11 protein-coding genes and 1 pseudogene are annotated in these 12,262 nt (G+C 66.9%); 5 read left to right on the top strand and 7 right to left on the bottom strand.

Going from position 1 to position 12,262, the window contains the following annotated elements; genetic code table 11:
• Window positions 1-40: 40 nt before the first annotated feature.
• Entirely contained in the window at window positions 41-904 is an 864-nt protein-coding gene (locus AC1DKR_RS16600) for a PA4780 family RIO1-like protein kinase (protein ID WP_099820969.1), read from the bottom strand.
• Window positions 905-1,137: 233 nt separating this feature from the next.
• Here AC1DKR_RS16600 and AC1DKR_RS16595 point away from each other — a divergent pair, with 233 nt between their 5' ends.
• Window positions 1,138-2,583, top strand: coding sequence for a GGDEF domain-containing protein (locus tag AC1DKR_RS16595; RefSeq protein WP_353099179.1), 1,446 nt, complete (start codon window positions 1,138-1,140; stop codon window positions 2,581-2,583).
• Between the two features lie 42 nt (window positions 2,584-2,625).
• Here AC1DKR_RS16595 and AC1DKR_RS16590 read toward each other — a convergent pair whose 3' ends face one another.
• Window positions 2,626-3,096 (bottom strand): hypothetical protein, encoded by a 471-nt coding sequence (locus AC1DKR_RS16590; protein WP_353099178.1) that lies wholly within the window; start codon window positions 3,094-3,096, stop codon window positions 2,626-2,628.
• A gap of 11 nt (window positions 3,097-3,107) precedes the next feature.
• On the bottom strand, window positions 3,108-3,548 hold the full coding sequence (locus tag AC1DKR_RS16585) for a universal stress protein (RefSeq protein ID WP_108265927.1): 441 nt from the start codon (window positions 3,546-3,548) through the stop codon (window positions 3,108-3,110).
• A gap of 141 nt (window positions 3,549-3,689) precedes the next feature.
• Here AC1DKR_RS16585 and AC1DKR_RS16580 point away from each other — a divergent pair, with 141 nt between their 5' ends.
• The 4 genes and pseudogenes from AC1DKR_RS16580 to AC1DKR_RS16565 all read left to right on the top strand — a co-directional run.
• A complete protein-coding gene (locus AC1DKR_RS16580) occupies window positions 3,690-4,607 on the top strand; it encodes a LysR family transcriptional regulator (protein ID WP_478033733.1) in 918 nt (305 codons plus the stop codon).
• Window positions 4,608-4,761: 154 nt separating this feature from the next.
• Window positions 4,762-6,291: an MFS transporter gene (locus AC1DKR_RS16575; RefSeq protein WP_442244383.1), complete on the top strand. Its 1,530-nt coding sequence runs from the start codon at window positions 4,762-4,764 to the stop codon at window positions 6,289-6,291.
• A 22-nt stretch (window positions 6,292-6,313) separates the two neighbouring features.
• A complete protein-coding gene (locus tag AC1DKR_RS16570; RefSeq protein WP_478033730.1) occupies window positions 6,314-7,396 on the top strand; it encodes an HlyD family secretion protein in 1,083 nt (360 codons plus the stop codon).
• Window positions 7,393-8,799, top strand: a pseudogene (locus AC1DKR_RS16565) (efflux transporter outer membrane subunit); the annotation flags it as partial. The gene AC1DKR_RS16570 and the pseudogene AC1DKR_RS16565, both read left to right, overlap by 4 nt.
• Before the next feature lie 596 nt (window positions 8,800-9,395).
• Here the strand turns inward: AC1DKR_RS16565 and AC1DKR_RS16560 are convergent.
• From AC1DKR_RS16560 to AC1DKR_RS16545, 4 genes are all read right to left on the bottom strand, one after another.
• A complete protein-coding gene (locus tag AC1DKR_RS16560) occupies window positions 9,396-9,956 on the bottom strand; it encodes a DUF3916 domain-containing protein (protein ID WP_478033728.1) in 561 nt (186 codons plus the stop codon).
• Window positions 9,957-10,160: 204 nt separating this feature from the next.
• Entirely contained in the window at window positions 10,161-10,499 is a 339-nt protein-coding gene (locus tag AC1DKR_RS16555; protein WP_100553525.1) for a hypothetical protein, read from the bottom strand.
• 78 nt (window positions 10,500-10,577) lie between these two features.
• On the bottom strand, window positions 10,578-11,519 hold the full coding sequence (locus AC1DKR_RS16550; protein WP_223496515.1) for a DegV family protein: 942 nt from the start codon (window positions 11,517-11,519) through the stop codon (window positions 10,578-10,580).
• Window positions 11,520-11,614: 95 nt separating this feature from the next.
• A complete protein-coding gene (locus AC1DKR_RS16545; RefSeq protein ID WP_312787023.1) occupies window positions 11,615-12,247 on the bottom strand; it encodes a 2-hydroxychromene-2-carboxylate isomerase in 633 nt (210 codons plus the stop codon).
• Between the last annotated feature and the right edge of the window lie 15 nt (window positions 12,248-12,262).

The following is a 12,262-nucleotide window of genomic DNA, read 5'->3' as shown; positions in this document are numbered from 1 at the left end:
GCTTGTCCGTAGCGTCGAGCCGCCACGCATGGCGTGGCGCTTATACGTCGTCGTCTTCTTCCGCCGCTTCACGGCCCTGCTGGCGGATCAGGGCTTCTTCGCGCGCATCGTTGATGGCGTGGCGCACGCTGTCGAGGTCGACGGTAGATTCATCGTGCACAAAGGTGCCGGTGAGCTCGCTGTCCGGCAGCAGGCTGCCAGCCTCGAACAGCGCCCACATTTCCTCGCCATACCAGCTGTCCAGCAGTTCAGGGGCGAAACGGCCCAAGTAGGCGGTGAGGTTGTTGACGTCCCGCAGCAGCATGCTGCGCGCGGCGTTGTTGCCGCCTGCACTGACCACCTGGGGGAAATCGATCACCACCGGGCCATCGGGACCGACCAGCACGTTGTACGGCGAGAGATCGCCATGGATCAGGCCGCAGCACAGCATGCGCACCACCTGGCGGACCAGGGTCTGGTGGAACTGGCGGGCCTGTTCGGGCTCCAGTTCCACTTCGCCCAGGCGGGCGGCGGAGAAACCGTCGGCATCGGTGACCAGCTCCATCACCAGCACACCGTGGAAGTAGCCGTATGGCTCGGGCACGCGCACGCCGGCATCACGCAGCAGGTACAGCGAGTCCACCTCGGTGTTCTTCCAGGCCGTTTCCTGCTGCTTGCGGCCGTACTTGCTGGCCTTGCCCACCGCACGCGCCTCACGGCTGCCGCGCACCTTGCGGCCTTCCTGGTACTGCACGCGCTGCTGGAAGCTGCGCTGGGCCATGTCCTTGTAGACCTTCGCGCAGCGCACCTCGTTGCCGCTGCGTACCACGTACACGGCCGCTTCCTTGCCGCTCTTGAGCGGCCGTAGCACTTCATCGATCACGCCGTCGTCGATCAGGGCGCGCAGTCCTTCGGGGGTTTTCACGGGATATCTGGGGTGGCCGGCGCGGAGGCGCTCGCCAGGATGGGGAGGGATTTTCGCATTTTACAGGTCGCGGCTGTCGGGCGGCTTCCCGGCTGGCCCGCGAGCGTCGCCGGGCAACCATTTCGCGAGACGGCTGCCACTGTCGCGTATCCGTCTTTTCCAACGCGGATCACGCCGCTGTGGCGTGGCGGCGCGCTATCGTGCCGCCATACGGCCTTGCGCATGGGGGATGCATGCTGGTTGTGCTGGCGCTGATGTTCGTGATCTGCCATGGCGTGGTCGTGGCGTTCTGGCCGGGTACGGCGGGTGGGGGATCGTTCGTGTTCCTGACCGCGGCGCCTCTGCTGGCCGCCGCGGCCTGCCTGTGGCGTGGCCAGCGTGACCGCGCTGCACTGGGCTGGCGGGCCACGGCAATGGCGCTGCTGCTCTGGGCCGGTGGCATGGCCTTCAACATGGCCGACGCACTGGGGGCCGGACGGTCCGACATCACCCCGCGCGCCAGCCTGCTGTTGTATGTGCTGTACGGCGTGCCGCTGGTGTTCATCCTGGCCCGCGCCCGTCGCGAACGCCGGATGATCAGCCTGATCGACGGCGTGATGGCTGCGCTGCTGGGTGTCCTGTTCTTCGTGCATACCCAGTCATTTGCCGACCGCATCGACATCGATGACCAGGCGATGGCCCACATGCAGCGCATGTTCGACATCCAGAACCTGTGCATCGCCGGCTTCGCGGTGGTGCGCTGGGTCGCCGGCGATGCGCCAGAACGGCGCAGCTTCTACCGCGCGCTGGCGCTGTACGCACTGAGCTATCTGCTGCTGGCGTTCTACATCAATCACTACACCTCCGAACAGTCGTTCGGCGCCTACAACGATCTGTTGATCGACCTGCCGTTCCTGCTGCTGGCGGTACTGGCACTGCGCCAGGCACCTGCTCCGGGCTTCGTGTTGCATCCGCGCCTGCTGCGATTGGTGCAGGCGGGCGGCCCGATCATCCTGCCCTTGCTGCTGCTGGTAGTCGGCACCCTGGTGGTCGACCACGCGCGGCCGTTGGCGGTGACCGGCTTCGTGGTGGCGACGCTGGGCTTCGGCCTGCGCAGCACCCTGCTGCAGATCGACCTGCTGGAACGGCAGGCGGGTCTTGATCAGCTGGCGCGGCAGGATGGCCTGACCGGCGTAGCCAATCGCCGTGAGTTCGATACGCTGCTGCTGGCCGAATGGAACCGCGCGCGCCGCAGCGGCACCGAACTGGGCCTGTTGCTGGTGGACATCGACCATTTCAAGGCATTCAACGACGAGCACGGTCATCCCGCTGGCGACCGCTGCCTGCAGGCGGTGGCTGCGGTGCTGCAGTCCACTGCCGGGCGCGCGGCCGACAGTGTGGCGCGCTATGGCGGTGAGGAGTTCGCAGTGATCGTGCCCGGCAGCCCGCTGTCGGGTGTGCTGGCGCTGGCCGAACGCCTGCGCGAGGCGGTGGAAGCGCTGCCGCTGCCGGAGGGTCCGGTCAGCATCAGCGTGGGTGTGGGCTACCTGCACCCACCGGCGCTGGCCAGCGCCGAACAGTTGCTGGCCGATGCCGATGCCGGCCTGTACGCGGCCAAGCGTGCAGGCCGCAACCGGGTGATCCTGCACGCGCACGTGCTGGACGACCACGGGGGCGCGCACGACACGCTGGACTGTTGAGCACGCCTGGGCCACGGCCGCGGCAGGAAGGTGCGCGGCCGATCAGCGCTGGCGCAGCCATCCGGCCGGATCCAGCAGGCGCAGGCCTACGGGTGACAGCGACCGTTGCCGCAACGTCAACGGCGTGGCGCGCACCGCCGTCGCACAACATGCCAGTTGGCGACGCAGCGGCGCCAGCACCTCGTCCTCGCGTGGGCGTGCGTGCCGCCATTGCGCAATGCGCAGCAGACAGACCAGCAGGTCCAGTTCGCTGGCGGAAATGAACGGCGACCCGGCCGGCAGCAGCTCGATCGGCGCATGCGGCGTGGCCAGCAATGGCAGCAGTTCACGGAAGGCGTCGCGTCCTTCGGCATCCAGGCCCAGGGCGGCCAGTTGCAGCAGGCCCTCGGCCTGCAGCGCAGGGTCGCCCAGTTGCCGCAGCGCAGCCAGCAGGGCCTGTTCGCCGCGACTGAACTGACGGCCGAAAGCGCGATAACTCACGCGGGTGGGAAATACAGGGGAACGCGAGGCCATGCCGGGAATACCTACGGATCGCGCGTTTCCACCAGCACCGGGCAGGGCGCGTGGTCGATGGTCCATTGCCCGACCGAGGGCTCGAACAGACGCTGCAGACGTGACAGATGGCGGTGGCCGATGACGATCAGGTCGCACTGCAGGCGACGCGCCTGCGCGCTGATCACTTCGCCTGGGTCGCCGGAGGGCAGCTGTGCGATGGCGTCCACGCCGCGTTCGCGCAGCTCGGCCAGGGCGTCGGCCAGCACGGCTTCGGCATGCGCCTGCTGCCGGGCGGCGGCGGGATATTCGCGGCGGTCGGCATCGCTGGCATCTGCTGCCAGTGCGAATTCGGGGTCGAGCACGCACAGCAGGTGCAGGCGGCTGCGGGGGCCAGCCATGGCGGCGGCGAGGTCCAGCACGCGGTCGTGCTGGGGGCCGCCATCAAGCGCGACCAGCAGGGTGTTGAACATGAAAAGCTCCTTTGCAGGGCGGTGATGGTCGCTCATGTCGTCGCGCGCACCCATGCCGTGCGCCGCAGTCAATGCGTGCGCAGGACGCAACTCTGGTCGGTTTGGATTGCAGTAGAGTCATCGCATTTACGGGAGACTGCCATGCCCCTGCCTGACCTCAACCTGTTGCTGGCACTGGATGTGCTGATCGACGAATGCAGCGTGGCCGCCGCCGCGCGGCGGATGAACCTCAGTGCGCCGGCGATGAGCCGTGCCCTGGGCCGGGTACGGGTAGCCCTGGGTGATCCGGTGCTGGTGCGCGCCGGCCGTGGGCTCGCCCCCACGCCACGCGCGCTGGAACTGCGTGAGCAGGTGCGCGATGTGATCGAGCAGGCACACCGCGTGTTCAATGCGGGCCGCGAGGTCGACATGGCCACGCTGGAACGAACGTTCAGCGTGCGCGCCAACGATGTGTTCATCGGCAGCTATGGCGGCCGCCTGCGTGATGTCTTCCGCCAGCAGGCACCGCGCTGCATGCTGCGCTTCGTGCCCGAAGGCGATACCGATGACGATGCGATGGTGCAGGGGCGGATCGACCTGTACATCAGCACGGCCGGCAAGCACAGCCCGGAAACCAAGGTGCAGCACCTGTTCACCACCTCGCTGCTGGGCGCGGCACGCGAGGATCATCCGTTGTTCGACGGCGACATCAGTGTCGAGCGCTTCGCCGCGTGCGACCACATCGCCGTGTCCCGGCGCGGGCTTGCGCATGGCCCGATCGACGAAGAGCTGGCAGCGCTTGGCCTGCAACGGCGGGTGGCGGTGGTCATCCCTACCTTCCACGGCGCGATCTTTGCTGCCGCCGATTCGGACCTGGTGCTGCCGCAGATGCCAAGCGTGATGCTCGACCGCATCACCCGCATGGGCCTGCCGCTGCGGATGTTCCCGCTGCCGGTGCCGGTGCGGACCGTAGCGCTGGTGCAGGCCTGGCACCCACGCATGGACAACGACCCGGCCCACCAGTGGCTGCGGCGGGCGATCAAGGGCATGTGCGATTCGGTCGAGGCGGCCCGCCACTGATCGCCGGCGGGCGTGCGTTGTACGCACGCCTGCGATGCCGGGCACGCCATTTTTCGCAGGCAACGGCCTTTCTAGACTGCGCTCCCGATAGTTTCACTGAGCGCAATCCAATGACTCCTCATATGCCGTGCACTGCACGGATCGGCAGCTGGCAGTGAGCACGCCCGCCGCCGTACTGCCGGCGCCGACAGCGCCCCGGCCCGTCGCTGCACCCGGGCTCGATCGGCGCATCCTGGTAGGGCTGTGCGGTGTACTGCTGGCGGTGCTGGTGTCGGGCTTCAACGAGAACGTCACCAAGGTCGCGCTGGCCGACATCCGCGGTGCGATGGGTTTCAGCGTCGATGACGGCAGCTGGATCGTGGCGCTGTACAGCGCGATGTCGGTCAGCGCGATGGCGTTCGCACCATGGTGCGCCGCCACCTTCTCGCTGCGCCGTTTTGCGTTGGCGATGATCGGCGGGTTCATGGTGCTGGGCGTGCTGTGCCCGCTGGCCCCCAACCTGCAGACGTTCCTGGTGCTGCGCGCGTTGCAGGGCCTGTGTGGTGGCGCGTTGCCGCCGCTGCTGATGAGCGTGGCGCTGCGCTTCCTGCCGCCGGGCATCAAGCTGTACGGCCTGGCCGCCTACGCACTGACCGCCACCTTCGGGCCGAGCATGGGCACTCCGCTGGCCGCATTCTGGGTGGAGCAGGTGGGCTGGCACTGGGCGTTCTGGCAGATCGTGCCCTATTGCCTGGTGGCGATGGCGATGGTCGGCTGGGGCCTGCCACAGGATCCCCTGCGGCTGGAGCGCTTCGCACAGTTCGACGGCGTCGGCCTGATGCTCGGCCTGCCGGCGCTGGTGCTGCTGGTACTGGGTTTGGTGCAGGGCCCGCGCTTGAACTGGTTCGACTCGTCGTTGATCACGCTGATGCTGGGTGGTGGTGCGGGTCTGCTGGTGTTGTTCTTCATCAACGAGTGGTTCCATCCACTGCCGTTCTTCAAGCTGCAGCTGCTGGCCAACCGCAACCTCAGCTATTCGCTGATCACCCTCGGTGGCGTGCTGTTCGTGCTGCTGGCGGTGATCTCCATTCCGTCCGGTTTCCTCGCCAGCGTGCAGGGCTATCGGCCGCAGCAGACTGCGCCGATGCTGCTGTGGGTGGCATTGCCGCAGGTCATCGCGCTGCCGTTGGTCGCCGCATTGCTGAACATCCGCGCGATCGATTGCCGTTGGGTGCAGGCCACCGGCCTGGCGATGCTGGCGCTGGCCTGCTGGCTGGGCGCACATCTGGACGTCAGCTGGATACGCGACAACTTCCTGTGGGTCCAGCTGCTGCAGGTGTTTGCGCAGCCGATGGCGGTGCTGCCGCTGCTGATGCTGGCCACCGGCGGCTTGGCGCCACAGGACGGCCCCTTCGCCTCGGCGTGGTTCAACACGGTGAAGGGCTTTGCCGCGGTACTGGCCAGCGGCGTGCTTGAAGCGGTCGCCCAGGGACGCCGCCATTTCCACTCCACCGTGCTGGTCGAGCGACTTGGCGAACAGCCGTGGCTGGCCGAAGGGCCGCAGCTTGGCGCGCGCCTGCATGCGCAGGTGCAGGCGTTGACCTCGGCCGATCTCTACCTGCTGGTCGCGTTGGTCGCGCTGGCCTTCATTCCGCTCATTGCCTGGATGCCCACCCGCATCCATCCGCCACGTGCCGTGGCCTGATCCCCTTCGCAGGAATCCCCTCATGACAATCAATCGAACGTATCTCAACGCCGGCCTCGGCCTGGGCGTGCTGCTTCTGGCCGGTGGTGCTTGGTTGCTGCTGCGCGATGGCCGCCACCAGACCACCAACAACGCCTATGTGGTCGCCGACTACACCGTGGTCGCACCGAAGATCGCTGGCTTCGTCAGCGCGGTGGAAGTGCAGGACAACCAAGCGGTGAAGGCAGGTGACGTGCTGGCCCGCATCGATGACCGTGACTACCAGGTCGCGTTGCTGGCTGCCCGCGCCGACCTGGCCAATGCGCGTGCGCAGCTCAGCAACGCTCAAGCAGCGCTGGCACAGCAGGGCTCGCTGATCGAACAGGCCAGGGCGAGTGTGGATGTCAGCCGTTCCGAGCTGACCCTGGCCAGCGCCGACCAGCAGCGTTACCGGGAGCTGGCCCGCGACGGTGCCGGTACCGTGCAGAACGCACAGCAGGCGCAGTCGAAGCAGGCCGTGGCCAGTGCGCACCTGCAACAGGGGCAGGCCGCATTGTCGACCGCGCGCCAACGCACCGACATCCTCACTGCCGGCGTGCAGGCCGCGCAGGCAGCGGTGCAGCGTGCTGAAGCCGCGCAGGCACGCGCCGAGCTGGATCTGTCGCACACCGAGCTGCGCGCACCGATCGACGGCATGGTTGGGCGCCGCGCAGTGCGCGTCGGTGCCTACCTGACCCCGGGCACGCCGGTGGCCGCGGTCGTGCCACTGCAGCGCGCCTTCGTGGTCGCCAACTTCCAGGAAACGCAGATGACCCGCATGCAGCCCGGGCAACAGGTTGAGCTGACGGTGGACGTGTTCCCCGGCACGCCGCTGCGTGGCCATATCGACAGCATCGCACCAGCCACCGGCGTGACGTTCGCCGCGATTGCACCGGAGAACGCTACCGGTAACTTCACCAAGGTAGTGCAGCGCATTCCGGTGAAGATCGTGCTGGAGCCCGGGCAGGCGTTGCTGGGCCAGCTGCGTGCCGGCATGTCGGTGGAAGCCAGCGTGGATCTGCAGAGTTCGCAGCGGGTACAGAGCGCGCAGCGCGAGCAGCACCGCAAGGGCGGGGAGGGCGCATGATCCGCGTACTCCCACGTGTACTGGCTGCAGCGGCACTGTGCACGGCGCTGACCGCCTGCACGCTGGGCCCGGACTTCGTGCGCCCGCAGGCCGAACTGCCCACGCAGTGGCAGGGCGAAGCGGTGGCGTCAGCTGCGCTGGATGACGACGCCCGCTGGTGGTCCGGTTTCGATGACCCGCTGCTGGGGCAATTGGCGACGCAGGTGCTGCAGGCCAATCTCGACCTGCAGCTGGCCGCCAACCGCGTGCAGCAGAGCCGCGCCGCGCGTGGCGTCACCGCTGCCGATCGCCTGCCCAGCGTCAGTGCCACCGCCAGCGGCGTGCGCGCGCGCAACAGCGAGGTAGGCCTGAACGATCCGTCCGGTAATGGTGGTCGTGATGACTATGGGCTGTTCCAGACCGGCATCGGCATGAGCTGGGAACTGGATCTGTGGGGCCGCGTACGCCGCCAGGTGGAAGCCGCCGACGCACGCGTGCAGATGGCCGAGGAAGATGCACACGCGGTGCGTATCGCGCTGCTGGCGGAGACCGCGCGCGATTACCTGCAGTTGCGCGCAACACGCCAGCTGCTGGCCATTACCGAGGACAACCTCAGCATCGCCCACGACATCAAGCGGCTGACCGAAGCGCGCCAACGCCAGGGCGTGGCCAGCACGTTGCAGGTGTCCAGTGCGGCGGCACAGGTGGCATCGTTGCAGGCGCGCATCGCGCCGTTGCGGCATCGCGAATCACAATTGCGCAATGCGTTGGCGTTCCTGCTGGCGCAGCCGCCACAGGCGTTGGACGCGCAGTTGCAGAGCGCGCGCCGCGACTGGCCTGCGTTGCCGACCGTCGCCGTGGGCGTGCCCAGTGAACTGGCCGAGCGTCGCCCCGATGTCCGCCGTGCCGAGGCTGCGTTGCATGCAGCCACGGCTGGTATCGGCGTGGCCAAGGCCAGCTTCCTGCCGCGCATCACCTTGAATGGCGATGCCGGTTTCCAAGCCAAGCAGTTGGATGACCTGGATGGCTGGAACGCCCACCGCTTCAGCATCGGGCCGTCTATCAGCCTGCCGATCTTCCAGGGCGGACGCCTGAAGGCCAACCTGGCGTTGAGCAGGCTGCAGCAGCAACAGTCGGCGCTGCAGTTCCGCCGTACCGTGCTGCAGGCTTGGCATGAAGTGGACGACGCCATCGACGGCTATGCCGCCGAGCAGCAACGTACCGCTCAGCTGCATGTGGCGGTAGATGAGAGCGAGACGGCGCTGGGCGCAGCGCGCCGGCAGTACCAGGCCGGCGTGGTCGACATGCTGGATGTGTTGAGCACGCAGCGCATCGCGCTGGACAACCAGGCCGCGCTGGCCAACAGCCAGGCGACGGCCGCGATTGCACGCGTAGAGCTGTATCGCGCGCTGCGGGATGCATGGGTTGCCGGCCAGCGGCCGGCACTACCCTGGTCGTCAGTCCGACGGTTTCTCGCGCTTGCGGAACAGCAGATAAGGCCAGATGCCGATCAACACCGCTGCGATGACCGTGCCGTAGACCAGCGCGAACACCGACTTGCCAGGCTCGGTCCAGACCATGCCCAGCAGAAGCAGGCCGAGCACGATGGTCGGCCCGCCCAGCAGGATCATCGCGAAGGTCTTTATCCGTCCACTGGTGGGCGCGTTGGCGAGCTCGCCGACCATGTCGGTGCCACCGAAATGCACCTGCAGTGCATCGTTGGTGGAACGGGCGGGTTGCGGTTTTGCGGGTTCCGGCGGCGCTACCGGCTGCTGCAGATCCATTTCCTTGGGCGCCGACGGCAGCAGGTCCGACAGGTTGGTCTGCTCGATGAGGGCTTTCAGCTTGGGGTCCATGTGCAATCCGTGCAGTCGCCGTTGGCGGCGGCACGATAGCAGCAGATCCGGGTGCTCGGTAGTGCCAGCCACGAGGAACTGGTAGATGCCAACCTTGGTTGGCATCCTTTTTGGAAAGCGCCAACCAGGGTTGGCGTCTACCAGGGCAGATCCAGTCGCTACCATCAACGTTGGTCGGTTACCTCGCCGAAGAACCAGTATTCCTGTTCCAGTCCGTCATCGTGATCGGTGCGAGGAATGCTGATCTGCACACCTCGCTCCCCAATGCCCTTGGGCAGGACGAGCCCCCATTCGGTGGCAAGGCTGCGCGAGTTGATCGCGGTGACCTGTCCATCCGCCGTCGCCGCGACATGGCCTTGGAAGTACTCTTCGTCCAGGTAAAGGCATATCTCGCTGGAGAACATCCCGGGCTGAGCGATACAGCAGGTTACCCGCACGTCTGCTTGTGAGGCTGGCCGTGACTGGATCAGGTTTGCGCAGGCGCTGATGAGCGATTGGGCGCAAGCACGCTGGATCCTCAGCGTGGTGGCAGGGCCTTCGATCAGACCTGCGCGGGTGGGAACCTTGTAGTTCCAGTAACGAGCCCGGCCCTCCAGCTCCTCTGAGGGAAAGGCACCTTTGAAGCAGTCAGCCCAATGTCGCAGGTAGCGAAGTCGGCGTGGAGCATCGTGAAGCTTCTTCTCGCCGCGCGTGCCAGGGCGGGTGATGTCATCTTTGTTTCTCATCCGACCAGTGTGCCAGCCATATGAGCGGTGCGCTGCAGAGTGCCAACCAAGGTTGGCGTCTACCAGAACATGCGCCATCGGCGGCGGGCTATTCGCGACAAATTGGCGAGATGGAGCTGCCTGGCGACTCGGTAGCTGCCAACCTTGGTTGGCAGCACTCTTCCAGAAGCGCCAACCAAGGTTGGCATCTACCAGAGCCGGATCTCAACGCACGTCGCGCAGTTCCCAGTGGTGCCCGGCCAGCAGGCGCAGGCGCTGCTTGAACACGTCACTGTCGATGCGGGTGGTGGCCACCAGGTTGATGCGAAGATCCTTCTGCTCACCGGTCACGGTGGCCTCCGGATCGGTCACGCCCCACTGCGGCTCCACCGCATCCGGGTCCGGCTGCTTGTCGCGCCAGCGCTCGAACAGGCTGCCATTGCGCAGCGCGTTCTGCAGTTCTTCGGCGAAGCCGGCAGCGCCCTGCGAATGGAAAGACAGGTCGGGGTCGTTGCCGCGGGCCTTGGACGGTTCGGGCAGGCTGATGTGGTACTGCGCAGGCATGTTGATCTCCTTGAGGTGCGGCTAGGCTGGCATAGGCGCGGTGGAATCGATGTGCAGATTCCAGAGTGCGGTTGGCCTTCATTCAAACCGATGGGGCCCATCGGCGAAGCCCACGGTGACCGCGCCCTTGCCGACGTTGACCATGCCGGTCAGGCTCATCACCGATTCGTACACGGTCACGCCATGGCCGGCGCAGACCTCCTTCATCTGCGCATAGCCGGGCAGGGCGCGCAGCTCGTCCAGTTCGCCGCCGTAGCTGACGCACACGGTCGGCGTCATCAGGCCGGCGCGTACGCGCTGGCCGACCACGCCGAACAGCTTCAGCACGGCGTTGTCGAAACCCTTGATCTTCGCCACCGGCCCGGTCTCGCCGCGATAGCCATGCAGCACTGGCTTGATGTCCAGCGCACTGCCCAGTGCTGCGCTGAGCAGCCCAACGCTGCGGTCGCCCTTGTGCCGGGCGCGGGCACGCATGTAGTACAGGTCGCGGGTGACCATGTAGCCGTGCACGTTGCCGGCCAGTTCTTCCAGACGCTCGCGTATCTGCTGCACGCTGGCATCACTGGCGCGCAGGCGCACTGCTTCCACCGCCGTCACCGCCTGTGCGGCGAACAGGTTCTGGGTATCCAGCACGCGCAGCGCGAACGGCGAGTTGAAGCCTGCCGCCTGCCGCACCGGCTTGTAGTCGTTGAGGATGGCGAAGCTGGCCTGCAGCGCGTTGTCGTGGATCGGGCTGCGGGTCTTGGTGATGGTCATGCAGAACACGTGGTCGTAGTCGATCACCAGCCGCTGCAGGAACAGGTCGCGGATCTGGTTGACGCTGAAGGGGATGGTCTCCGCTTCGGCGCCGTGCTCGGCGACGTGCGCGTGCAGGAAGCTGAGCGTTGCCTGCTCGTCGCGATGATCGGCGAGTACGGCCTCGCCGATCCGCACGGTGATCGGCAGCAGCACGATGTTGTGCTCGGCAATGAAGTCCTGCGGTAGGTCGCAGGCAGAGTCGACGACGATTCCGATGCGCATCCGCGGCTCCCCCTCCAGGGCGGTTGTAGGTTCGGAAATGTGAAAACTATCTCAAAACGGGATCGGGCGCGCGAGGGAAATGCGCCACTGCCTGTTCAGCGACTGCGCTGCACCGCCATCGGCAGGGCCACGGCGTGCTGCCAGTCCGGCCGGTCCAGCAGGCTGGGGTCGTCCAGCACCGCCGCCATCAGCGGGTGGGTATCGTTGCCCCAGAACAGTTCGCCGTCGATGGCCAAGGTCGGCACGCCGAACACCCCGGCCTCGATCGCCGCCTCGGTGTTGCGACGCAACTGCTCCTTGATGGCCGGCTCGCCAATGGCCGCCTCTACGTCGCTGATACCCAGCCGGGCGGCGGGTTCGCGAAGGGTCTCGGCCGAGTCGCCGGCGTTGCCGTCGCGCCAGATCCAGTCGAAAAGCGCGTCCACCGCCGCAGTGCTGGCACCGGCGGCCAGGCACAGGCGCAGGGCCGCCAGCGGATTGAACGGGTGCCCGGGCGGGAAGCGCAGAGGGGTGCCCTCGGCCTGCGCAGTCCACAGCAGCTGGCGGTACATGAAGCGGCGCTTGGCCGGGATCTCCGCCGGGCCCAGGTTGCCCAGATGGTGCAGCACCGCACCAAAGGCGATGGGCACCGGTTGGATGCGCCCGAACTGCGGCAGCCGCTTCACCTTCTGCCAGTGCAGGTAGGAGTAGGGCGAGACGAAGTCGAAATACCAGCGGAGGGTGGGCATCGATGGCTCCTCGTA

The sequence above is a fragment of the Stenotrophomonas sp. 01N47 genome (assembly GCF_056399165.1).
The sequence above is the reverse complement of the archived record's forward strand: the minus strand, read 5'-3'. Positions and strand labels throughout refer to the sequence as shown.